The sequence below is a fragment of the Neisseria sp. P0021.S006 genome (assembly GCF_051956895.1).
In genome coordinates this window covers 1-21824 of record NZ_JBQCWZ010000038.1, presented here as the reverse complement: position 1 = coordinate 21824, position 21824 = coordinate 1, and the positions used below count along the sequence as shown (strand labels likewise).

Genomic DNA, 21824 nt, shown 5'->3' with positions numbered 1-21824 from the left:
CCGAGCGTTCGGGTAGGTTGCTTGAGCACACCAGCAATGATGTGCCTAGAGGAATGACTGTCCGCGACAGAACCCGGCTTACCGTCCGAGCTGTATGTCCCCATACCGCGGCAGGTTTTTAAAACCTGCCGCATTTTTATAGAAATAAAAAGGCCGTCTGAAACCTGAATCTTGGTTTCAGACGGCCTTTTTTAAACCGCTGTTTATGGACGGTATTCCGGTTTCATGCCGTTGGGCAGGAGCTGCCATACATAGCCGGTGGTTTTCATTTTACCGGCCACTTCGCCTGCTTCGTCGCCATAGCCCCAGAAATAATCCACACGGACTGCGCCTTTAATCGCGCTGCCGGTATCTTGCGCCATAATTAAGCGGTTGAGGGCTTTTTTGGTGATCGGATGGGCAGTGGCGACAAATAATGGTGCGCCAAGCGTGATGTAGTGACGGTCGATGGCACCGGCGTATTCGCCCATCAACGGCGTACCCAATGCGCCCACCGGGCCTGAATCACTGCTGCCGGTCAGCTCGCGGAAGAAGACGTAGCTTGGGTTTTGTCCCAAAACTTCGGCAAGACGGCCGGGGTTTTGCTTCATATAGGCCTTGATGCCCTGCATGCTGGTCTGACCCAGCGGCAGATAGCCTTTGTCCGCCATATAGCGGCCGATGGAAACATACGGATGTTCGTTTTTATCGGCAAATCCGACGCGGATGTATTTGCCGGACGGTGTTTTCAGACGGCCTGAACCTTGAATGTGCATAAAGAAAAGTTCGACCGGATCATCTGCATAACCCAAAATCGGCGCTTTGCCGTTAAGCGCGCCGCCGTTGATTTGGCTGCGGGTGTGGTAAGGAACAAAACGGCTGCCTTCAAAACGGCCTTTCAGCGCAGTGCTGCGTGCTGTAATCGGGAATCTGGACAAGTCGGCCGTGTATGTGCCGCTGTTGTCGATGACGCCGCTGTTTGGGCCGGTTTGGCGGATGCGGACGGTGGCTTTGCTGCCCCTCAAGTTTGCAGCCAGCGGAACGGAAACAAAATCGTTCGGAATGCCGTAAATCGGGAAACGGGATTGGCTTGTGGCTTTGTCGTCGCCGTGCAGGACCGGTTCGTAATAGCCGGTAATGGTGCCGGCAGGATTGCCGCCGTTATCGACGCGCCATGCGGTGAAATAGCGTTCAAAGAAGTGTTTGGCTTGGAAATGGTGCACCGGTGTTTGCATGGCTTGGATACAAACGTCCTGCCAGCCTTGGCGGTTTTTAAGTTTTTCACAGCCTAAACGGAAAGACTGCAGGCTTTTGGTAAAGTGTTGGAGATCCCAGTGCGGCAATTCGTTGTAGGAAACTACGGTATAGTTTGCTCCTCCCCCACTCACTGTCGTACCGATGGGATCGGGCGTACCGGTGGGGCGGTCAGGGCCTTTGATAACGCTGGTGTCGGTTTCGGGGAGGTTTTTAATGCTTTTGCTCGGACAGGCGGCAAGAATGGCTGCGGCAATACTGACGAGCGTGATGCGGTACAGATGTTTTTTCATGGAATCAATAGCGTGTCGAAAGGCCGTCTGAAAGCTATTTTTCAGACGGCCTATGTTGGAAAGTGCTGATTTTAACACAAAAAAGCCATTTATCGGCGCGGCGGCAATTTGACGACAACCGTATCGGCCAGCATATCGTAGAGCGTGCGGCGGTCGCGTTTGACGGAGAAGAGCATGATGAAGTTAATGAAGGCTATAAGCAGAGAAATCAGGTTTCCACCCGTGTCACTTATTGCCAACGATACAATAGTTACCACAACACCAACAGCAAGCGCCCAGACAACTTCGCGGATTAAAACCGTTCCTTCAAAGCCCGGATTGCTTCCGTCATTTTTTAACACCCGGATGCCCATAATTTTTTTACCTAAAGACTGACCGTCCCGGCTCATGTAATACAGTTGGACAATACCAAAAACCAAATAAACAGCCAAAGAAATAAAAAATGTTATGGCAAAATATTCAGGGGTATTAAAAAGAGAAGATTCCGAAACTAATTTTTTGCTTTCATCTAAAGTGAAAACTACCATCACGATGAATGGCAACCATATCAAAAAAGTAAACAGATTATTCAACAAATATGCCGCAACCCTCGCCCCCGGCGAAGCAATATGGACATCTACTATTTCTGTTTTAGGCAAATCCGACAAATTGATTTCGCTCATTTAATCTTCCTCTGTGCTATTTAATGAGATGCAATTTCATTGCCATCTTAACCTATTTTTCCATCATTCTAAAAAATTTCGATAAAAACCTTTACATTTTCCGCAGACGGCGTTAAAACGTTTGTTTTCCCCTTTTTTATAGTGGGTTAACAAAAGTCTGAACAAAACGGCAGGCGATGCCGTTCCGATTTTTGTTAATGCACTATAAACTTATCCGGATTTTCTTTGTAAGGAGTAACACATGAAAGTAGGTTTTGTCGGCTGGCGCGGTATGGTCGGCTCTGTTTTGATGCAGCGTATGAAAGAAGAAAACGACTTCGCCCACATTCCCGAAGCATTTTTCTTTACCACTTCCAACGTCGGCGGCGATGCCCCTGATTTCGGTCAGGCAGCCAAAACATTGTTGGATGCCAACGATGTTGCCGAATTGGCAAAAATGGACATCATCGTTACTTGTCAGGGTGGCGATTACACCAAATCCGTCTTCCAACCCCTGCGCGACAGTGGCTGGAACGGCTACTGGGTTGACGCGGCTTCTTCCCTGCGCATGAAAGACGACGCGATTATCGTCCTCGACCCTGTCAACCGCAACGTCATCGACAACGGCCTCAAAAACGGCGTGAAAAACTACATCGGCGGCAACTGTACCGTTTCCCTGATGTTGATGGCTTTGGGCGGTTTGTTCCAAAACGATTTGGTCGAATGGGCAACCAGCATGACCTATCAAGCCGCTTCCGGCGCGGGTGCGAAAAACATGCGCGAACTCATCAACGGCATGGGCGCGATTCACGCCAAAGTGGCAGACGAGCTTGCCGATCCTTCCAGCGCGATTCTCGACATCGACCGCAAAGTGTCCGATTTCCTGCGCAGCGAAGATTATCCGAAAGCCAACTTCGGTGTACCGCTCGCCGGCAGCCTGATTCCGTGGATTGACGTGGACTTGGGCAACGGCCAGTCCAAAGAAGAATGGAAAGGCGGCGTGGAAACCAACAAAATCCTCGGCCGCAGCGACAATCCGACCGTGATTGACGGCTTGTGCGTACGCATCGGCTCTATGCGCTGCCACAGCCAAGCCCTCACCCTGAAGCTGAAAAAAGATCTACCCGTTTCTGAAATTGAAGCGATTTTGGCAGGCGCGAACGATTGGGTGAAAGTCATCCCCAACGAAAAAGAAGCCAGCATCCACGAGCTGACGCCCGCCAAAGTCACCGGCACGCTGTCCGTCCCTGTCGGACGCATCCGCAAACTGGGCATGGGCGGCGAATACATCAGCGCATTCACTGTCGGCGACCAACTCTTGTGGGGCGCTGCCGAGCCGTTGCGCCGCGTATTGCGCATTATCTTGGGCAGCCTGTAATTTAGGTTGGCATGAAAAAAGCAACGGTTTGGGCCGTTGCTTTTTTTGTCACAAAAAGGCCGTCTGAACCTTTCAGACGGCCTTGTTTCCTATTCTTTTTTACCGGCCAAACCGATTTCTTTGGTGGAATCGCCAACTTTGATTTGCGCCTTACCGGCAATTTCTTCAGCCTGCGGGCCGAAGAGTTTCAAATCGTAACGGCCGTTTTCGATACCGTTCAAACTGGTTTTACCGCTGATGGCGGCTTTTCCGTTGTTATTGGCAATGCCTGCGGCAAGCAGGTCGACATTATTGTGGGAAGCCATGCTGCTGATTTTGCCGTAACCTTGTTTTTTATCGAAATCGACAGTGTATTTCAGACGGCCGCTGCGGTCGTCGCCGTTAAACGCGATCCCCGAATACTGATAGCTGCCTTGTTTGGGTAAATTGCGATACGCTGTTTCATCGCCTTGGACTTCGCCGACGGTAAATATGTATGTATCGAGGTTTTGCAGCTTGCCTGCGTCATCGGCTTTTTGTTTGGCGTAACGCGCGGCAACAGTGGAATAATTTTGTTTATACACTTGGAAATCGCCCGTTTCCAAAGTGATGACTTGACCGTTTACCTTGATTTTTTGGGCGTAGTCGTAAGAAGATACTTTATCGGTTTTCAAAAAGCCGGTATCGAGTTTGCCGCCTTTTTGCAGGGTTTGCGTTTTACCGTTGGCGGTCAGCTCCAACGTACCGTTTTCAGGGACGGATTCGTTCAATTCAACGGACAACACGCCTTTCGGATGCGGATTGAGCGGCTCGGTCACGGCATTCGACAAGCCGCTTGTTGCGCCGCCGCAGGCAGTCAACATCAAAGACAGGGAGGCAGTCAAAGCAGAAATACAGAGGGTTCTCATCATTTTTTCCTTTCCTTTTTTATTTGATATGATATTTATCATATACCTAAAAAAATGAACAATAAATGATTTTTGTCAAAATTAAGTATTTTGAATATTGATTTTATAAATGTTGAAACATTTTTATAATATCGGGCATTCAGTCCTTCCCGCCTCCCTTCCGCTATAATCATTCTATTTTGCAAACGGATTTCATTATGCCTAAAATCACCCTTATCGCCGCCTATGCCGCCCGCCGCTGTATCGGCATCAACAACACCATGCCTTGGCATTTGCCCGAGGATTTTGCCTTTTTCAAATCCTACACTAACGGCAAACCCGTCATTATGGGCCGCAAAACATGGGAGTCGCTGCCGCGCAAACCGCTGCCCGGCCGTCAAAATATCGTCATCACCCGCCAAGATTATCAGGCCGAAGGCGCGCAAACGGCGGCCTCTTTGGAAGATGCGCTGGCTTTGTGTCAGGGGGTTGAAGAAGTCATCATCATGGGCGGCGCGCAAATTTATGCACAAGCCCTGCCGATTGCCACGGATTTGCGTTTGACCGAAGTCGGTTTGGATGTGGACGGCGATGCGTTTTTTCCTGAGTTTTCCACAGAAACATGGCAAGAAGCTTCTTGGGAAAACCATGTTTCCGCCAAAGGCATCGAATACGCGTTTGTGCATTATGTGAAGGCATAATCCGACAGCACAAAGGCCGTCTGAAATCCTGTTTTTCAGGTTTCAGACGGCCTTTTTATTTCGTTTATTTACGGCATACCGTTTAAGCTGTTTTATTTTTCAAAGGCAGTTTGATATGCGGTTTGGCCGGCTTGGGCGCTTCTTTCAGTCCAAGTTCAATTTGCTGCTCTTCGCTCAACAAATTGCTCCAGTCGCCTTTTTTATACCAGTCGCGGCCGTCCAACTCGATGGGATGTTGGATACGCTCGCAACCGTTGCCGCATTGCAAATCGTCCTCTTTGCAATATTTGTCGCAACCCCAGCAGATACGCTCGGGATTTTTCGGGAAAATGGGAAATTTCTTGGCCATGATGTTCTTCTTTTGTTTGTGTGCGGTACGGCAGAATTATAAGTGATTTGAATGGGACTGGCGGCGGGTTTATCGTGTTTTACGCTGATTTTTTAAGATGTGTTAACCTTTCAGACGGCCTATACTGCAAAAATAATCCCTACGCGGTACAACAAAAGGACCCGATATGAACATATGCCGTCTGAAGCCTGAATTTGTCGAGCCTTTAGCCCTCGCGCTGTTTGAGGAGTGGCACGATTTTGCGCCGTGGTCGTCTCTGGACAAAATCCGTGCGTATTACGCGCAGTGCCTTGATGGGGATAACTTGCCGCTGGCGTTTGCGGCTGTGAATAATGAAGGGCGGCTGATGGGTTCGGCAGCATTAAAGCGGTTTGATATGGCGTGTTTTCCCGAACACGAATATTGGCTGGGCGATGTGTTCGTTTTGCCGCAATTTCGCGGTTTGGGCGTAGGCAGGCAGCTGGTTTCGTTTTGTCTGGATAAAGCACGCGAACTGAGTTTGCCGCATCTGTTTCTCTATACGCCGGATGTGCAAGCCGTGTATGAAAAGTTCGGCTGGAAAGAAATCACGCAGACTTGGCACAACGGGGAAACCGTATCCGTCATGAAATTGGATTTATAGTTTGAAAAGAATAAAAGGCCGTCTGAACATTTGATTTCAGACGGCCTCTGCCTTTGAATTATCCACAACTACCCTATCCGCTTAAACGGCGGCAGACAAGCCAATAATTGTTGGCCGTAGCGTTGCGTTTTGACGCGGTTGTCGAGGATGGTCACGCGGCCGTAATCCTGTTCGGTACGGATAAGGCGGCCGACAGCTTGGATCAGTTTGATGCTGGCTTCGGGCACCGTAATTTCGATAAAAGGATTGCCGCCGCGTTGTTCAATCCAACGGTTTTGGGTTTTCTCGATGGGATTGTCCGGCATCGCAAACGGCAGCTTGGCAATAATGACTTGCACGCAGGCCGTACCGGGCAGGTCGAGGCCTTCGGCAAAACTGTCGAGGCCGAAAATAATGCTGGCTTTACCTTCGGCAATAGCTTGATGGTGCCTTTGTAAAAGAACGGCCTTGGGCAACTCGCCCTGCACAAGCAGAAGCGGTAAGTATTCGTCAGGCAGTCGTAAGGCGACATCCTGCATTTGCTTGCGCGAGGAAAACAACACCAGCGTACCGATGGCTTCAACCGGCGAAACCAGCTTCGGCAACCATTCGACAATGGCGGCCGTATGCGCATCAGGGTCTTTGGGGCTGGCTTGAACCGGCGGAATATACAGCTCGCCTTGCGCATCGAAATTAAACGGGCTTTCCAATGCAAGCGTGGTGGTTTCGGGCAACCATAATAGGCCTGTTTGGCGCAAAATCAGGTTGAAGCTGCCGAGCGATTGCAGGGTGGCCGAAGTCAACACTGCGCCTGCCGCGTGCCGCCACAGGCTGTTGGCAAGGTGGGATGCGCTGCTGATGGGGCTGGCGTTGAAAATGTAGTCGTTTTTGTCGTCGGCACGGCGGGTTATCCATTTCGCCAACGGCTCTTCGCCTTCAATGGGAACGGTGGAGAGCAAATCCCAAACCGCGCTGATTTGTTCGATACGGGCGATAAAAAGGCCGAACTCGCTGGTCAGACGGTCGAGGAGCGCGCCGTCCTGCTCTTTTTCGCGGCGCGCGGCGGAAAGCGCATCGTTCAGGCCGATAACGTGTTTGAGCAGGCTGCGCGCAGCAATGGCCGTATTGGAAACTGTGGTTTCCAGGCCTTCGGGGATTTTGCCGTCTTCCCACAGCCAAGTCGGTTCGTTGTGTTTCCGCCTGTCGTTTTCAGACGACCCCAGACTTAAAGACGGCTCTTCCGCCAAATGGAACTGCCATTCATGCAGGCTATCGAGCAAGGATGTGGCAGCTTCGTCAGCAAGGTTGGCAAGTTCGGCTTTATCGGTCAGCGCGGCAATTTTGCCGGTAAGCTGCGGCAGTTTTTCCAGCGTCCAAACGGCAATATTCCATGAATGTTCGGCGGCAAAGCGGCTGAGGGCTTTTTTGGACAGGTGGTGCGCTTCGTCTATGCAATAGAAACTGTTTTCAGGCGCAGGCAGAATCACGCCGCCGCCCATACTGATGTCGGCAAGCAGAAGATCGTGATTGGCAACGACGACATCGACGGTTTCCAAGACATCGCGTGCCAGGTAAAACGGGCATTCCGGACGGTTGGGACAGGCGGATTTCAGGCAGCCGTGGCGGTCGTTGGTCACTTTGAGCCAAATCGTGTCATCGATTTTTTCCGGCCAAGTGTCGCGGTCGCCATTAAAGCGGCGGGCGGAAAATTCATCGGCAATGTCGCGCAGCAGGTTCAATTCTTCAGGCTTGGGTTTGCTGTCCCACAACACTTCCGGCGCTTCAAAACCAAGCAGGTTTTGCTGGGCATTGTTTTGCGTCAGTTGATAGAGTTTGTAGGGGCAAAGATAACGGCCGCGTCCCTTGGCAAGCGCAAAGGTCAGCTCCAAACCGCTTTTTTCGACCAGAAACGGCAAATCGCGGTCAACCAACTGCTCCTGCAAAGCCACCGTCGCACTGCTGACGATCAACCATTTGCCGCGCGTTTGCGCCATGATGCCGCCGGCCAAAAGGTAGGCCAACGATTTACCCACACCGGTCGGCCCTTCGATCACGGCAATGCTCTCACCCTCGCGTTTGGGCGCTTCTTCGCCTTCTTCACGCGTCAACGTCCGCGAAAAAGCGTTGGCAATCGCCGCAATCATTTCCCGCTGCGAAGCGCGCGGACGGAAACCGGGCAGGTTTTTGCCAATGTTTTGGTAATGGTCGCGGATGGCGTTTTTTTCTAAATCGGTGAGCATTGAGGCCGTCTGAATGGGTTTGCAAGAATAGCGTATTTTAGCATTTTTACCTTAATGAAGCCTTCGTAAAGTCTTACTCTATTTTAGGGTTTGGCATTTTGATGGCAATGGACGAACCGAAAAACCATAATCGGTTTTAACCAAGCAAAAGGCCGTCTGAAACTTTAGCCGCACTGATGCAGAGGCACCCACAATTTTTGCTTTTCGGATTTGTTTTTCTCGTAGCGGTTCCACGCTTTTTCATGAAAATAAAAGACGACGGTATTGACGATGGGTTCGACCAAAGCCACCGCGCTGGAAACGCCGATACTGCCGGTCAGAATATAGGCGACACTAAATGCGACGCTGAAATGCAAAATAGCAAATGTAATGGTTTTAATCATGCTGTTTTCCTGATACATTGATGTTTTAATAGCTACATAATAATTATTATCAACTAACACGTATATTTTAAATCCTTTATCCTAATTTAGATTTTATAAATCGATATTTTATTTTTGATAGGAATTTTATGAATCCGCTCCAAATTGTCGTCCTCGACCGCGATACCCTCGTCAATCGCCCGTTTGAATTTGATTTTCCACACACATTAAGCAGCTACGGCACAACCGAAGCGCACGAAACGCTGGCGCGCATACGGGGTGCGGACATCATCATTACCAACAAAGTCGTGATTTCCGCCGAACACATCGCCGCCAACCCGCAGCTCAAACTGATTGCGCTAGCCGCGACGGGCGTCAACAATGTGGACGTTGAGGCCGCCAAACAAAATGGTACGGCAGTGTGCAATATCCGCGCTTACGGCAATGAATCCGTGGCGGAACACGCGTTTATGATGATGATTACCCTGATGCGCAACCTGCCTGCCTACCAGCGCGACGTTGCGGCAGGCTTGTGGGAAAACTCGCCGTTTTTCTGCTACCTCGGCGCACCGATGCGCGATTTGAACGGCAAAACGCTGGCGATTTTCGGTCGCGGCAATATCGGTAAAACACTGGCAACTTATGCTCAGGCTTTCAAAATGAATGTCGTGTTCGCCGAACATAAAAATGCCCAAAGCGTCCGCGACGGCTATGTTTCCTTTGACGAAGCCATCCGCTCCGCCGATGTCGTGTCGCTTAATTGTCCACTCACACCGCAAACGGCAAACATGATAGGCGAAGCCGAATTGCAACAAATGAAACCCGGCGCCATCCTCATCAACTGCGGGCGCGGCGGCTTGGTCGATGAAGCCGCTTTGGTTGCGGCGTTGAAATACGGCCAAATCGGCGGTGCAGGTTTTGACGTGTTGACACAAGAGCCGCCGCGCGACGGCAACCCTCTGCTGAAAGCCCGACTGCCCAACCTCATCGTCACGCCACACATTGCATGGGCAAGCCAAGAAGCCGCAAACCGCCTGTTTGACATCCTTTTGGATAACATCAACCGCTTCGTGGCCGGCAATCCGCAAAATCTGGTTTAATCTATGGAAAACCTGTTGATAAGGTTGTGAACAATTTTAAAGGCCGTCTGAAATATTCAGACGGCCTTTATTTATCTTTATTTATTTCATAAAGTTATCTATCAAGTAGATTAAATCATTTCATTCTTCATTGTGGATAACCCTATAAAAAGGCCGTCTGAAATACTCAGACGGCCTTTTGTTTGCCCGGGCAAATTAAATATCGTATGTGGTTGAAGCGGTATCGCCGCCCTTGCCTGTCCAGTTGGTATGGAAAAACTCGCCGCGCGGTTTGTCGGTACGCTCGTAAGTGTGCGCGCCGAAGTAGTCGCGTTGGGCTTGCAGCAGGTTGGCGGGCAGACGCTCGGAAGTGTAGCCGTCAAGGAAGGTAATTGCGGAAGCCATGCAAGGCATCGGAATACCGCACTCAATCGCTTTGGCCACCACTTTACGCCATGCAGGCAGACAAATTTCCAATACGCCTTTGAAATAAGGATCGGAACCCAAGAAGACCAAATCAGGATTGGCCTCGTATGCGTCGCGGATGTTGCCCAAGAACGCGCTGCGGATAATGCAGCCTTCGCGCCACAAGAGGGCAGTATTGCCGTAATTCAATGCCCAATCGTTGTTTTCGCTGGCTTCGCGGATCAGCATAAAGCCTTGTGCATAAGAAATGATTTTGGATGCCAACAGGGCTTGGCGTAGGGCTTCGACCCATGCGGCTTTGTCGCCTTCAATCGGGGTAATGGTTTTGCCAAACAGGCTGTTTGCTTGGGTGCGTTGGTCTTTAAACGCGGACACGCAACGTGCAAATACGGCTTCGGAAATCAGGGTCAACGGGATACCCAAATCGAGGGCATTGATGCCGGTCCATTTACCTGTACCTTTTTGACCTGCGGTATCGAGGATTTTTTCGACCAAAGGTTCGCCGTTTTCATCTCTGTAACCCAAAATCGCGGCGGTAATTTCGACCAGATAAGAATCCAGTTCGGTTTTGTTCCACTCGTTGAAGATTTGGTGCATTTCGTCATAAGACAGGCCCAAACCGTCTTTCATGAATTGGTACGCTTCGCAAATCAACTGCATGTCGCCGTATTCGATGCCGTTGTGCACCATTTTGACGAAGTGGCCCGCACCGTCACGGCCGACCCAGTCGCAGCAAGGTTCGCCTTGAGGCGTTTTGGCGGAGATGGCTTGGAAAATCGGTTTGACGGCAGGCCATGCGGCTTCATCGCCGCCGGGCATGATAGAAGGACCGTGACGCGCGCCTTCTTCACCGCCGGATACACCGGCACCGATAAAGCGGATACCTTTTGCCGCCAGCTCGTGGGTGCGGCGGGTGGAATCGGGATAGTTGGCGTTGCCGCCGTCAATAATAATGTCGCCTTGGTCCAAAAGCGGGACAAGTTGCTCGATAAAGTCGTCCACAACAGAACCAGCGCGTACCATCATCATGATTTTGCGTGGTTTTTCTAATTTATTAACCAGATCTTGCAGTGAATATGCACCGATAATATTGGTATTTTTGGCTGCGCCGTTTAAAAAATCATCTACTTTGCTAGTCGTCCGGTTGTATGCGACAACTTTAAAGCCGTTGTCGTTCATGTTGAGAATCAGGTTTTGCCCCATTACGGCAAGGCCGATTACGCCAATGTCGCCTTTCATTTTGTGAAACTCCGTTATTGATTAATTTTATCTAGCGTAACTCTAGCTGATTTACACGTTTTTAACAATCCTTAACTTTTTAATTTTTTGAAAAGATGCCTTTACGTTTCAGACGGCCTTTGCCTTTAGGAAAATAAACTATAATTTAGATTTTAAATAATAAATAGAAGATGATATTGAGTGCTGCTACAGATTGTTGATAACTTTGATTACAAAAAATTTTCAAATACTTAGCTAATATTTTTTGATGAGGATAAAGTAAGGTCGGCCTTGTTTGCAGATGTGGATAAAATTTTCCTGCCGCTCCATTCTGTGGGTAACTTTTTGCCTGTGCACAATCTTAGCTTGTTTTATACTTCTCCAATTGGAACTGATTGACTAGAGAAATAGTCAAATGGTTTTTTATTTCAAGCTATTTTCATATTTCCTTTTATTTAAGCTGGGAAAAGGCCGTCTGAAAATATGTCAATAAGGGTGTGCATATGAAGTTTTCCTTTAGTATTAAACTGTTATCCGTTTTGATTTTGGCCGCTTGTGCGCAACAGCCGGTTCAAAAGCCCCAAGTTTCCCTGCCCTCTGTATCTGTGGACAACCATGCGCCGGAGCAAGGAACAGGTCTGACGGAGCAGAAATTAATCCGCGCCAAACATTATATGGCGGCGTCTGCCAATCCGCTGGCAACTGAAGCCGGTTATGAAATTTTGAAGCGCGACGGCAGTGCGATAGATGCGATGATTGCCATGCAGACAACTTTGGGACTGGTTGAGCCGCAGTCTTCCGGATTGGGCGGCGGTGCGTTTTTGGTGTATTGGGACAATAAGGCGAAAAAGCTGACGACGTTTGATGCCCGTGAAACGGCGCCGAAAGCGGCAACGCCGGGGCTTTTCTTGGACGAAAACGGCAAACCGATGGGCTTTATGAAAGCAGTGGTCGGCGGCCGTTCGGTCGGTGTGCCGGGGATTCCAAAGCTGCTCGAAGATGTCCACAAGCGTTACGGCAAATTACCGTGGGCAAGTTTGTTTGAGAAACCGATTACTTTGGCGGAACAAGGTTTTGCTGTTTCTCCGCGTATGGCGAAATCCATCGAGCAAAATTTGGAACCCTTGCAACGTTATCCGCAAACCGCCGCTTACTTCCTGCCTGACGGCAAACCTTTGGCTGCGGGAACGGTGTTGAAAAACCCTGAATTTGCGCGTTCCGTACGTCTATTGGCGGAAAAAGGCAGTGCGCCGTTTTATCAGGGAATGCAGGCGCAGAATATTGTTCGTGCCGTTACCAGTGCTGTGGATAATCCTGGCAAAATCAGCATGGCGGATTTGAAAAACTATCAAGTTATCGAGCGTAAGCCGGTTTGTGCGCCGTATCGTGAATATGAAGTTTGCGGCATGGGCGCGCCAAGTTCCGGCGCAATCGCTTTGGGGCAGATTTTGGGCGTATTGCAGAATCAGGATATGAAAGCGTTGGGATCGGAAAATATCCACAGTTGGCGCTGGATAGGCGATGCGTCGCGGATTGCTTTTGCCGACCGTGATTATTATGTCGGCGATCCCAAGTTTGTAAACGTTCCGACCCGTGCCATGATTTCTCAAGCTTATTTGAAACCGCGTGCCGAAGAAATCCGCAAGGCTGACAAGGCATTGGAAACTATTCAGGCAGGCAAGTTTGGCAAAGCATACGCGCAGGGCATGGCGGTCGAGCTGCCGTCCACCAGCCATTTGGTGGTTGTGGATAAAGACGGTAACGTTGTATCGATGACGACTTCGATTGAAAACGCGTTCGGTTCGGGGCTGATGGCAAACGGTTATCTGCTCAACAACGAATTAACCGATTTTGCCTTCAATCCTGTCGGAGAGGATGGTAAAACGGTGGCAAATAGCGTTGCTGGTGGAAAACGTCCGCGTTCTTCGATGGCGCCGACCATTGTGATGAAAGACGGAAAACCTTATATGGCAGTCGGTTCGCCGGGTGGCAGCCGCATCATCGGTTTCGTTGCCAAAACGCTGGTGGCGCATATCGACTGGGGCATGGACATTCAGGCGGCAATCTCTCTGCCGAATATGCTTAATCGCGGCAGCCAGTATGAGATCGAGGATAAAACCGCTGCGGCGGATAAAGCAGCTGCGTTGGAAAAATTGGGCTATAAAGTTCAAATCCGCGATTTGAATTCCGGCGTGCAAGGCATTGTGATCGGCAAAGAAGGTTTACTCGGCGGCGCCGACCCGCGCCGTGAAGGCAAAGTCATGGGCGATTGATTTTGTCGGTTGACATGAAAAAGGCCGTCTGAACAGCTTCGTTTCAGACGGCCTTTTTAGTTTGGGAAAATATATGGATAAGATGTGTATAAGAATAACATTAAATTTTAATATTTCTATTTTTCAATAAGATAAAAGGGATGAATATGTGGATAATTACTTGTGGAAAACAACATGATTTAGGCCGTCTGAAAGGTTCAGACGGTCTTTTCATTGGACTGCTTTATCTATTTTCTATCAGGCTGCCGGCAGCTCGTGAAAAGCGCTGGGCAAGTCTTCGTCATTGGCAAACTCAACCCATTCGTAAGCGCTTTCATCTGCCAAAACGGCACGCAACAGTGCATTATTGATGGCATGACCTGATTTGTAACCTTCAAATGCGCCGATAATCGGATGGCCGACAATGTACAAATCGCCAATTGCATCCAGGATTTTGTGGCGGACAAATTCATTGGGATAGCGCAAACCTTCCGGATTCAAAACGTCCATGTCGTCAATCACGATGGCGTTGTTCAAATTGCCGCCCAGTCCGAGATTATGGGCGCGCATCATTTCCACTTCGTGCATAAAGCCGAAGGTACGGGCGCGGGCAATCTCATTGATATAGGATTTTCCTGCAAAATCAATCTCGAAAGTAGGTGCGCTGCGGTTGAATACGGGATGGTCAAATTCGATGGTTAAAGTAACTTTAAAACCGTCATAAGGCGTAAAGCGTACCCATTTTCCGGTTTCTTTGATTTCAACAGGTTTGAGGATTCTCAAAAAACGTTTTTGGGCTTTTTGATCCACCACGCCTGCATCTTGTAAAAGGTAAATAAACGGCAGGCTGGAGCCGTCCATAATCGGAATTTCAGGCGCGTTCAATTCAATCAAGGCATTGTCAATGCCGTAGGCAGACAATGCCGACATAATGTGTTCAATCGTGCCGATGCGTACGCCTTTATCGGTAACGATGGTTGAAGAGAGGCGGGTATCGTTGATCAAATAAGGATTCAATTTGATTACTTCGCCCATTTCCCCACTTAAATCAGTACGGCGGAACGAAATACCGCTGTTTTCTTCGGCAGGATGCAAAGTCAGAGCGACCCTTTCGCCCGAATGCAGGCCGACGCCGGTAACGCTTACTGATTTGGCTAAAGTCCGTTGCAACATAATTGCTTCCTTTTAAAAAGTCTGATGGGCAAATGATACGTTAAAAAGGAAAAAACAAGCCATCATTTTTAATAGTATTTGCCAATATGGATGTTTTGCGGGTGTGAATTTCAAAATTTTAATTATCCACAATAGCATGTGAAATTGAAGTGGGTAATTTGGGTTTTATCCACAGAAAAATAGAAGAACTAAGATTCTATCCTTTTTTATTCCGGCATTCAGTTGGGGTTGGCTTCAAAGATAAAAATGAATTATCAAATTATTTTTAAAGAAAGTTATCCTGTTATCCACAGATAGTTTGGTTCTTCATCAAAATCATCATTTTAAGAATTAAAATATTATAATTTGAAGAAAACACTGAATTATCAACACAAAAATGGCAAAATAAGGAGGAAATAGAACTAAGTTTATGATTTCCATAAACTTATGAAACTTTTAAGATTGGAAAATGGTTTTTATGAAATAAAATATCAAAATTCAGGACTGATTCGATTTACCTGATATTTTCCTACAAACAAGAATTTCATGTTTTCTTTATTTAAATCAAACAACTTAAAAGTAATTATCTTTAATCCTAGAAAGTAATTTTATTTCAGGATACAATGGCCTTACTGAAAAATTTTTCCCATTCCATCTAATTAGGAGTAGCAAAATGAGTATTAAAGTAGCGATTAATGGTTTTGGCCGTATCGGTCGTCTGGCATTACGTCAAATTGAAAAAGCCCAAGGTATCGAAGTCGTTGCTGTTAACGACTTGACTCCTGCCGATATGCTGCTGCACCTCTTTAAATACGACAGTACTCAAGGCCGCTTTGAAGGCTCTGCCGAATTGAAAGATGATGCGATTGTTGTGAACGGCAAAGAAATCAAAGTATTTGCCAATCCTAATCCTGAAGAATTGCCTTGGGGCGAGCTGGGTGTGGACGTTGTCCTCGAATGTACTGGTTTCTTTACCAATAAAACCAAAGCGGAAGCCCATATCCGTGCCGGTGCGCGCAAAGTTGTAATTTCGGCTCCTGGCGGCAATGATGTGAAAACTGTCGTATACGGCGTAAACCAAGATATTTTGGATGGCAGCGAAACCGTCATCTCCGCCGCTTCTTGTACGACTAACTGTCTGGCCCCTATGGCTGCGGTATTGCAAAAAGAATTCGGTATTGTTGAAGGCCTGATGACCACTATCCACGCTTATACCGGCGACCAAAACACCCTTGACGCGCCACACCGCAAAGGCGACTTCCGCCGCGCCCGTGCCGCTGCCTTGAATATCGTACCGAACAGCACCGGTGCCGCTAAAGCCATCGGCTTGGTTATCCCTGAATTGAACGGCAAACTTGATGGTTCTGCCCAACGCGTTCCTGTAGCCACCGGCTCTTTGACTGAACTGGTTTCTGTTCTCGAACGCCCTGTTACCAAAGAAGAAATCAATGCAGCCATGAAAGCTGCCGCCAACGATGCTTTAGGCTACACTGAAGATCAAATCGTATCTTCCGACGTTATCGGTATTGAATACGGCTCACTCTTCGATGCCACTCAAACCCGTGTGATGACAGTTGGCGACAAACAATTGGTGAAAACCGTTGCTTGGTACGACAATGAAATGTCTTACACTTGCCAATTGGTTCGTACCTTGGAATTTTTTGCCAGCAAAATCTAAAGGATAACAGGCTGAATCAATCAGTCTGTGGATAATTAAAAGGCCGTCTGAATATTTCAGACGGCCTTTTGTTTGTAGATAGATTCAATTTGCAATCAGATTGTGGATAGTTTAATCACAGTGGCACATTTGTTTTCTATCCTAAACTGTACTTCATAATCCGCAATATTCATTACATAAATCCGTTCAGGAATATCTTGATAGGCAGGACGAGGATCTTGGGCGATGCTTTGCTCAATGAGATGTTTTTCTTCTGTGGATAAATGTTCTGCAAGCGTACTTTCTGCCCAGACAACGTTCAATTCTTCAGGTTTGCCGCTGACAAAGCCTGATGATGCGTCAGGTTTGGATTCGATAAACGGGATGTAGGGTTTGATATCCACTACCGGAGTACCGTCTAATAGGTCTGCGCCGCTGCAATAGATGCGGACAGGTTTGCCTGTTTCGATGCGTTTGAGTTTCAGCAGGGATAAACCGAGATGATTGGGGCGGTGCGGGCTGCGCGTGGCAAATACGCCCATTTTTTGTTTGCCTCCAAGCCGTGGCGGACGCACCATTTGCGCCCAACCTTCATCCAATACGCCGTGGAAAATAAAACTTATCCACACATAGTCAAAATCTTCCAAGCCCCGAACGCTGTCTGCGGTAAATTCAGGAGTGAGTTCAATGCAAATTTCTGCTGCAGGAACCAAACCGGGTTGGCGGGCAATGCCGAATTTTTGTTTGTAGGGGGAATGAACGGTTGCAATAGGCGTAATAGAATAGGACATAATTTGTGGATAAATATTCTGTGCAAACTGTCATCATATCACAGATGTTTTCCCACATTTTGTAGTAGTAATTTGTTATAATACAAAGCATTTATTCCAAATGTCCGTATATGGGCAATAAATGAATAATTTAAATTATTTAAAATAAAATCAATAGGTTATATTAATACATGATTGTTTCTATCGATGTAGATGCACAAAAAACGTTTACGCCTTTGTGTCCGAAAGAATTGCCCGTTGCCGAAGGTCACCTGATTGCGGATGAACTCAATGCCCAAGCTGCATTGGCGGATTTACGCGTAATGACGAAAGATGCGCATCATGCCGCGGCAAAATGGCTTGTGGATAATCCTGTTGATATGTTGAAACCGACGGGTTTACCCGATGCGGATTTGACTTGGGTATCGCATGCGATGGTTGGAACATATGGCTATGATTTGTTGGATGGCCTGCCTTCAGCCAAAGAATACGATTATTGCGTTTGGAAAGGCGTCGATCCTGAGTTACATCCTTACGGCGCATGTTTTCACGATATTGAAGAAAAGCTCAGTACAGGTTTGATCGAATGGTTGCGCTGTCAAAATGCAGATACAGTCATTGTCGGCGGTTTGGCAACGGATTATTGTGTGAAAACGACAGTTTTACAGTTGCTTAAAGGCGGGGCTTGGAAAGTCATCGTCAATCAGGCTGCTTGTCGCGGCATTGCTCCGGAAACGGTTGAATCAGCATGGCAGGAAATGTATTCTGCCGGGGCTATTATTTTAGAAAACGCCAAAGAAATAAAAAAATACATTAATAATCAATAAATTATATTTAAAATTCTGTTGTTTCACGTGAAACATTTTCCAAAATATGAAGATTTTACTTGTCCGCTTGTCCAGTATGGGCGATTTAATTCATACGTTGCCCGCAGTTGAAGATTTGGCGCGACAATGTCCTGAGGTAGAGCTCCATTGGCTGTGTGAGGCAGGGTTTGCAGATATTGCCCGCTTACATCCTTTTGTCAAAAAGGTTCATGTAATGAAATGGCGGCAGTGGCGCAAACACCTTTTTCAGGCTGAAACATGGCGTGAAATAGGCCGTCTGAAAACGGATTTACAGGCTGAATCTTTTGATTTTGTTTTAGATAGTCAAGGACTGATTAAAAGCGCATGCTTTGCCAAAATGGCGAAATCCCCTATTTACGGTTTGGATAAACACAGCGCGCGTGAAAGTTTGGCTGCCTTTGCATACAGTAAAACATTTGCCGTACCGAAAGGTAAAAATGCGGTCTGGCGAAACCGTGAATTATTCGCCCAAGCATTTGGTTATACAATGCCTGAAACGCAGGTATTTGGTTTGTTGGTTCCTGAATCAGGCCGTCTGAAAAATTTGCAATCCCCCTATTACGTTGCTTTGCATGCAACCAGTCGCGACAGTAAATTATGGCCGGTAGAACACTGGTATGCATTATTGAAAAAGTTGAATGAAGAACAACAATGCAATGTGTATCTGCCATGGGGAAATGAAACCGAAAAAATGCGTGCCGAACAGATTGCAAGCGATTTACCGTTTGCTTCGGTTTGCGACAAAATGAATTTATTACAGGCTGCATTTTTATTGAAAAACGCAGAGGGTATTATTGGCGTAGATACCGGATTGTTGCATCTTGCCAATGCGTTGGAAAAGCCTGTTGTAGGAATTTATACAGATACAGATCCGGCCAAGACCGGCGTTCAAGTTTCGGCTTATGCAAAAAATTTAGGTGGTATTGCTCAAATTCCCAATGTTGACGAGGTTTATCAAACCTTGATGGATTGTATTGCAGCGTACGGTAAATAATTGCTGGAGGGGGTGGATTTATTTTCTGAGTAAATGCTTTAGAAATGATATAATTCCGCTCTATTTGCCAAGATTTATACAAATTTGGTTTTATCATGTTGGTGAAAGATCGAATTGGATTTTATATAAAGAATGTATCAAAAGCAGTATGCTTGATTTGATGGACATTCTTTTTAGGAGAATTGAATGAAAGCACTGGTCGCAGTAAAGCGCGTAGTGGACTACAACGTCAAAGTTCGTGTGAAAGCCGATGGTTCCGATGTGGATATCGGTAATGTTAAAATGTCGATGAACCCGTTTGATGAAATCGCAGTAGAAGAAGCTGTCCGTCTGAAAGAAGCCGGAAAAGTAAGCGAGATTGTTGCTGTTTCTCTTGGCGAGAAAAAATGTGAAGAGACGTTGCGTACTGCTTTGGCGATGGGTGCCGACCGTGCGGTTCACGTTGAGACTGATGCGAAGTTGGAGCCTTTGGCTGTTGCTAAATTGCTGAAAGCTGTTGCGGATAAAGAAAATCCGCAAATTTTACTGTTGGGCAAACAGGCAATTGACGATGACGCCAACCAAGTTGCCCAAATGCTGGCTGCGTTGTTGAATGCGGCTCAAGGTACTTTTGCATCAAAAGTGCAAATTGAAGGCGAAGAAGCATTGGTAACCCGTGAAATTGACGGCGGCGAAGAGACTGTTGCATTGAAGCTGCCTGCGGTCATCAGTGCAGATTTGCGTTTGAACGAACCACGTTTTGTCAAACTTCCTAATATCATGGCGGCAAAGAAAAAGCCTTTGGAAAAATTAAGTCCTGCCGATTTGGCTGTGGATATTTCTCCACGTTTGAATACCGTGAAATTTGCCGAACCTAAAGCACGTCAAGCCGGTGTAAAAGTGGCTGATGTTGCCGAATTGGTTGAAAAGCTGAAAAACGAAGCCAAAGTGATCTAAGGAGTATGAAATGAGCGTATTGATTATTGCGGAACATAATAACCAACATTTGAATCCTGCCACTTTGCATGCGGTAACGGCTGCTACTAAATTTGGTAATGTAGATTTATTGGTTGCCGGCAGTAATGCTGCTGCGGTGGTTGAAGAGGCAAAACAGGTTGCAGGCGTAGTGAAAGTTTTGGTAGCCGATGCGCCCTATTACGCTGAAGGTTTGGCAGAAGAATTAGCGCCTTTGGTTGTTAAACTGGCTGCGGATTACCGCTATGTGGCTGCGACTGCAACTGCGTTTGGTAAAAATCTGTTGCCCCGGGTTGCTGCCCTGTTGGATGTACCACAAGTTTCCGATTTAACCGAAGTTGTGGATAACTCGACATTTGTCCGTCCGATTTATGCCGGTAATGCATTTGAAACCGTTCAATCCAATTCTGAAAAACTGGTGCTGACTTTCCGTGCAACCGCATTTGATGCTGCCGGACAAGGCGGTAATGCAGAAGTGGTCAATGTTGAGGCAACGCCTGCTCAAAACCTGAGCCGTTTCGTAAACCGTCAACTTTCCCAGTCTGACCGCCCTGAATTGACTCAGGCAAAAGTGATTGTTTCCGGTGGCCGTGCATTGGGTAGTGCGGAAAAATTCAATGAAGTATTGACTCCTTTGGCTGATGTTTTGGGTGCGGCGATTGGGGCATCCCGTGCAGCAGTGGATGCCGAGTATGCGCCAAACGATGCCCAAGTCGGACAAACCGGTAAAGTGGTTGCGCCGCAACTGTACTTTGCTATCGGTATTTCCGGTGCTATCCAACACGTTGCCGGTATGCAGGACAGTAAAGTAATTGTTGCCATCAACAAAGATGCTGACGCTCCGATTTTCAATGTGGCAGATTACGGCTTGGTTGGTGATTTGTTTGAAGTTGTACCTCAACTGACTGAAGCACTGAAAAACTAATGTTTCACGTGAAACGTTCAGACGGCCTTTTATAACAAAGGCCGTCTGAAAATATTTTGGCATGATTACGACCTATAAAACCATTACCACACCGACACAGGCTGAATTTAAAGATAAAGGTAGTCGCTTCATTGCATACGCCTATCCGATTCGCACTTTGGCCGATGTAAAGAAGTATCTAGACCCATTAAAGGAAGAACATCACAAGGCACGACATTGGTGCTATGCCTATCGATTGGGTGTGGATGGAATGCAGTTTCGCGCAAACGATGATGGAGAACCGTCCGGAAGTGCAGGCCGCCCTATTCTGGGACAGATTGATTCTGTCGGCGTAACGGATGTGTTAGTTGTGGTTGTGCGCTATTTTGGCGGTACGCTATTGGGTGTTCCCGGTTTGATTCATGCTTATAAGGAATCAACGGCTCAGGCACTGGCAATAGCTGAAGTTGTTGAAAAGAATGTCGAAAAGATAGTTTGGTTGAAGTGTGAATATCCTGTTTTGAATGAGGCTATACGGATTGCCAAACAATATCAGGCCGATATTGTGGAACAGGATTTGCAACTGGATTGTAAGTTGACAGTGAAAATAGCGTTGGCCGATTATGAAGCTTGTATTGCTGCTTGGAAAAATACGCGCCAAATTGAAATAGATACTGAAAAGCCGTTTGAATAAAAGGTCGTCTGAACATATTTGAGAAATCAAAAGTTTCAGACGGCCTTTGAAGTTTTAGCCTTGGTATCTGTCTAAAGCATTTACACTTGAGCGCAGGTGTTCCCAAGCCAGTTGATGAAATTCCCCCAGTGCGTTCCATAGGGCATCTTCGCTCATAATGCTGTATTCGCCCTGTGTACGCAAATCAACATCTGCCCCTTCTTCAATGGCTT

The 21824-nt window shown here is 47.4% G+C and carries 21 protein-coding genes; 11 read left to right on the top strand and 10 right to left on the bottom strand.

Annotated elements, in window-relative coordinates; all coding sequences use genetic code 11:
• Window positions 1-203 precede the first annotated feature (203 nt).
• Together mltA and ACTHUM_RS08725 are read right to left on the bottom strand one after the other, a co-directional pair.
• Complete coding sequence (gene mltA / locus ACTHUM_RS08730; protein WP_004519206.1) at window positions 204-1526, bottom strand: murein transglycosylase A; 1323 nt, start codon at window positions 1524-1526, stop codon at window positions 204-206.
• Between the two features lie 89 nt (window positions 1527-1615).
• The gene (locus tag ACTHUM_RS08725) at window positions 1616-2188 is read right to left on the bottom strand and encodes an RDD family protein (RefSeq protein ID WP_004519205.1); all 573 of its coding nucleotides are present in this window, start codon (window positions 2186-2188) and stop codon (window positions 1616-1618) included.
• Between the two features lie 241 nt (window positions 2189-2429).
• On the opposite strand from ACTHUM_RS08725, the gene asd reads away from it, so the two are divergent.
• A complete protein-coding gene (asd, locus tag ACTHUM_RS08720) occupies window positions 2430-3545 on the top strand; it encodes an aspartate-semialdehyde dehydrogenase (protein ID WP_049335663.1) in 1116 nt (371 codons plus the stop codon).
• An 89-nt stretch (window positions 3546-3634) separates the two neighbouring features.
• Here asd and ACTHUM_RS08715 read toward each other — a convergent pair whose 3' ends face one another.
• The gene (locus ACTHUM_RS08715; RefSeq protein ID WP_049335665.1) at window positions 3635-4432 is read right to left on the bottom strand and encodes a factor H-binding protein; all 798 of its coding nucleotides are present in this window, start codon (window positions 4430-4432) and stop codon (window positions 3635-3637) included.
• Between the two features lie 197 nt (window positions 4433-4629).
• On the opposite strand from ACTHUM_RS08715, the gene ACTHUM_RS08710 reads away from it, so the two are divergent.
• A complete protein-coding gene (locus ACTHUM_RS08710) occupies window positions 4630-5112 on the top strand; it encodes a dihydrofolate reductase (RefSeq protein WP_049335666.1) in 483 nt (160 codons plus the stop codon).
• Between the two features lie 82 nt (window positions 5113-5194).
• Here the strand turns inward: ACTHUM_RS08710 and ACTHUM_RS08705 are convergent, their stop codons facing one another.
• The gene (locus ACTHUM_RS08705; RefSeq protein ID WP_003686685.1) at window positions 5195-5461 is read right to left on the bottom strand and encodes a DUF3079 domain-containing protein; all 267 of its coding nucleotides are present in this window, start codon (window positions 5459-5461) and stop codon (window positions 5195-5197) included.
• Between the two features lie 166 nt (window positions 5462-5627).
• Here ACTHUM_RS08705 and ACTHUM_RS08700 point away from each other — a divergent pair, with 166 nt between their 5' ends.
• Window positions 5628-6083 carry a GNAT family N-acetyltransferase gene (locus tag ACTHUM_RS08700; protein ID WP_440361242.1) on the top strand — a complete coding sequence of 152 codons (456 nt, stop codon included), beginning with the start codon at window positions 5628-5630 and terminating at the stop codon, window positions 6081-6083.
• A 68-nt stretch (window positions 6084-6151) separates the two neighbouring features.
• Here ACTHUM_RS08700 and dinG read toward each other — a convergent pair whose 3' ends face one another.
• Together dinG and ACTHUM_RS08690 are read right to left on the bottom strand one after the other, a co-directional pair.
• Complete coding sequence (dinG, locus tag ACTHUM_RS08695) at window positions 6152-8302, bottom strand: ATP-dependent DNA helicase DinG (RefSeq protein ID WP_049335670.1); 2151 nt, start codon at window positions 8300-8302, stop codon at window positions 6152-6154.
• 164 nt (window positions 8303-8466) lie between these two features.
• The gene (locus tag ACTHUM_RS08690; RefSeq protein ID WP_070826381.1) at window positions 8467-8685 is read right to left on the bottom strand and encodes a DUF2061 domain-containing protein; all 219 of its coding nucleotides are present in this window, start codon (window positions 8683-8685) and stop codon (window positions 8467-8469) included.
• A 128-nt stretch (window positions 8686-8813) separates the two neighbouring features.
• Here ACTHUM_RS08690 and ACTHUM_RS08685 point away from each other — a divergent pair, with 128 nt between their 5' ends.
• Window positions 8814-9764 (top strand): D-2-hydroxyacid dehydrogenase, encoded by a 951-nt coding sequence (locus ACTHUM_RS08685; protein WP_004519196.1) that lies wholly within the window; start codon window positions 8814-8816, stop codon window positions 9762-9764.
• A 195-nt stretch (window positions 9765-9959) separates the two neighbouring features.
• On the opposite strand, the gene gnd is transcribed toward ACTHUM_RS08685, so the two are convergent.
• Window positions 9960-11408, bottom strand: a complete 1449-nt coding sequence (gene gnd / locus ACTHUM_RS08680) for a decarboxylating NADP(+)-dependent phosphogluconate dehydrogenase (protein ID WP_004519195.1) — start codon at window positions 11406-11408, stop codon at window positions 9960-9962.
• A gap of 482 nt (window positions 11409-11890) precedes the next feature.
• On the opposite strand from gnd, the gene ggt reads away from it, so the two are divergent.
• Window positions 11891-13660, top strand: coding sequence for a gamma-glutamyltransferase (gene ggt / locus ACTHUM_RS08675; protein WP_049335672.1), 1770 nt, complete (start codon window positions 11891-11893; stop codon window positions 13658-13660).
• A gap of 237 nt (window positions 13661-13897) precedes the next feature.
• Here ggt and lpxC read toward each other — a convergent pair whose 3' ends face one another.
• Window positions 13898-14812 carry a UDP-3-O-acyl-N-acetylglucosamine deacetylase gene (gene lpxC, locus ACTHUM_RS08670; RefSeq protein WP_049335675.1) on the bottom strand — a complete coding sequence of 305 codons (915 nt, stop codon included), beginning with the start codon at window positions 14810-14812 and terminating at the stop codon, window positions 13898-13900.
• A gap of 652 nt (window positions 14813-15464) precedes the next feature.
• Between lpxC and gap the strand changes: the two genes are divergently transcribed.
• Window positions 15465-16469 (top strand): type I glyceraldehyde-3-phosphate dehydrogenase, encoded by a 1005-nt coding sequence (gene gap, locus ACTHUM_RS08665; RefSeq protein WP_049335677.1) that lies wholly within the window; start codon window positions 15465-15467, stop codon window positions 16467-16469.
• Between the two features lie 95 nt (window positions 16470-16564).
• On the opposite strand, the gene tsaA is transcribed toward gap, so the two are convergent.
• Complete coding sequence (gene tsaA / locus ACTHUM_RS08660) at window positions 16565-17239, bottom strand: tRNA (N6-threonylcarbamoyladenosine(37)-N6)-methyltransferase TrmO (RefSeq protein WP_049335679.1); 675 nt, start codon at window positions 17237-17239, stop codon at window positions 16565-16567.
• A gap of 170 nt (window positions 17240-17409) precedes the next feature.
• Here tsaA and ACTHUM_RS08655 point away from each other — a divergent pair, with 170 nt between their 5' ends.
• The 5 genes from ACTHUM_RS08655 to ACTHUM_RS08635 all read left to right on the top strand — a co-directional run bounded on the left by ACTHUM_RS08655 (window position 17410) and on the right by ACTHUM_RS08635 (window position 21612).
• On the top strand, window positions 17410-18045 hold the full coding sequence (locus ACTHUM_RS08655) for a nicotinamidase (RefSeq protein ID WP_049335681.1): 636 nt from the start codon (window positions 17410-17412) through the stop codon (window positions 18043-18045).
• Window positions 18046-18091: 46 nt separating this feature from the next.
• A complete protein-coding gene (gene waaC, locus ACTHUM_RS08650; protein ID WP_049335684.1) occupies window positions 18092-19060 on the top strand; it encodes a lipopolysaccharide heptosyltransferase I in 969 nt (322 codons plus the stop codon).
• 186 nt (window positions 19061-19246) lie between these two features.
• Entirely contained in the window at window positions 19247-19996 is a 750-nt protein-coding gene (locus tag ACTHUM_RS08645; protein ID WP_003686610.1) for an electron transfer flavoprotein subunit beta/FixA family protein, read from the top strand.
• A gap of 10 nt (window positions 19997-20006) precedes the next feature.
• Window positions 20007-20939: an electron transfer flavoprotein subunit alpha/FixB family protein gene (locus ACTHUM_RS08640; RefSeq protein WP_049335686.1), complete on the top strand. Its 933-nt coding sequence runs from the start codon at window positions 20007-20009 to the stop codon at window positions 20937-20939.
• A gap of 61 nt (window positions 20940-21000) precedes the next feature.
• Window positions 21001-21612 (top strand): IMPACT family protein, encoded by a 612-nt coding sequence (locus ACTHUM_RS08635; protein WP_440361243.1) that lies wholly within the window; start codon window positions 21001-21003, stop codon window positions 21610-21612.
• 54 nt (window positions 21613-21666) lie between these two features.
• On the opposite strand, the gene ACTHUM_RS08630 is transcribed toward ACTHUM_RS08635, so the two are convergent.
• On the bottom strand, window positions 21667-21824 hold a 158-nt coding region (locus ACTHUM_RS08630), incomplete at its 5' end, for a DUF4298 domain-containing protein (protein ID WP_440402823.1).

What these genes read in the sequence shown, in the direction of transcription:
- ACTHUM_RS08710 (WP_049335666.1), top strand. Translation starts at nt 4,630, where the DNA reads ATGCCTAAAATCACCCTTATCGCCGCCTATGCCGCCCGCCGCTGTATC.
- waaC (WP_049335684.1), top strand. Translation starts at nt 18,092, where the DNA reads ATGAAGATTTTACTTGTCCGCTTGTCCAGTATGGGCGATTTAATTCAT.
- ACTHUM_RS08640 (WP_049335686.1), top strand. Translation starts at nt 20,007, where the DNA reads ATGAGCGTATTGATTATTGCGGAACATAATAACCAACATTTGAATCCT.
- asd (WP_049335663.1), top strand. Translation starts at nt 2,430, where the DNA reads ATGAAAGTAGGTTTTGTCGGCTGGCGCGGTATGGTCGGCTCTGTTTTG.
- ACTHUM_RS08715 (WP_049335665.1), bottom strand. Translation starts at nt 4,432, where the DNA reads ATGAGAACCCTCTGTATTTCTGCTTTGACTGCCTCCCTGTCTTTGATG.
- ggt (WP_049335672.1), top strand. Translation starts at nt 11,891, where the DNA reads ATGAAGTTTTCCTTTAGTATTAAACTGTTATCCGTTTTGATTTTGGCC.
- ACTHUM_RS08700 (WP_440361242.1), top strand. Translation starts at nt 5,628, where the DNA reads ATGAACATATGCCGTCTGAAGCCTGAATTTGTCGAGCCTTTAGCCCTC.
- gap (WP_049335677.1), top strand. Translation starts at nt 15,465, where the DNA reads ATGAGTATTAAAGTAGCGATTAATGGTTTTGGCCGTATCGGTCGTCTG.
- ACTHUM_RS08645 (WP_003686610.1), top strand. Translation starts at nt 19,247, where the DNA reads ATGAAAGCACTGGTCGCAGTAAAGCGCGTAGTGGACTACAACGTCAAA.
- ACTHUM_RS08705 (WP_003686685.1), bottom strand. Translation starts at nt 5,461, where the DNA reads ATGGCCAAGAAATTTCCCATTTTCCCGAAAAATCCCGAGCGTATCTGC.
- ACTHUM_RS08725 (WP_004519205.1), bottom strand. Translation starts at nt 2,188, where the DNA reads ATGAGCGAAATCAATTTGTCGGATTTGCCTAAAACAGAAATAGTAGAT.
- lpxC (WP_049335675.1), bottom strand. Translation starts at nt 14,812, where the DNA reads ATGTTGCAACGGACTTTAGCCAAATCAGTAAGCGTTACCGGCGTCGGC.
- ACTHUM_RS08635 (WP_440361243.1), top strand. Translation starts at nt 21,001, where the DNA reads ATGATTACGACCTATAAAACCATTACCACACCGACACAGGCTGAATTT.
- ACTHUM_RS08690 (WP_070826381.1), bottom strand. Translation starts at nt 8,685, where the DNA reads ATGATTAAAACCATTACATTTGCTATTTTGCATTTCAGCGTCGCATTT.
- ACTHUM_RS08685 (WP_004519196.1), top strand. Translation starts at nt 8,814, where the DNA reads ATGAATCCGCTCCAAATTGTCGTCCTCGACCGCGATACCCTCGTCAAT.
- tsaA (WP_049335679.1), bottom strand. Translation starts at nt 17,239, where the DNA reads ATGTCCTATTCTATTACGCCTATTGCAACCGTTCATTCCCCCTACAAA.
- dinG (WP_049335670.1), bottom strand. Translation starts at nt 8,302, where the DNA reads ATGCTCACCGATTTAGAAAAAAACGCCATCCGCGACCATTACCAAAAC.
- ACTHUM_RS08655 (WP_049335681.1), top strand. Translation starts at nt 17,410, where the DNA reads ATGATTGTTTCTATCGATGTAGATGCACAAAAAACGTTTACGCCTTTG.
- gnd (WP_004519195.1), bottom strand. Translation starts at nt 11,408, where the DNA reads ATGAAAGGCGACATTGGCGTAATCGGCCTTGCCGTAATGGGGCAAAAC.
- mltA (WP_004519206.1), bottom strand. Translation starts at nt 1,526, where the DNA reads ATGAAAAAACATCTGTACCGCATCACGCTCGTCAGTATTGCCGCAGCC.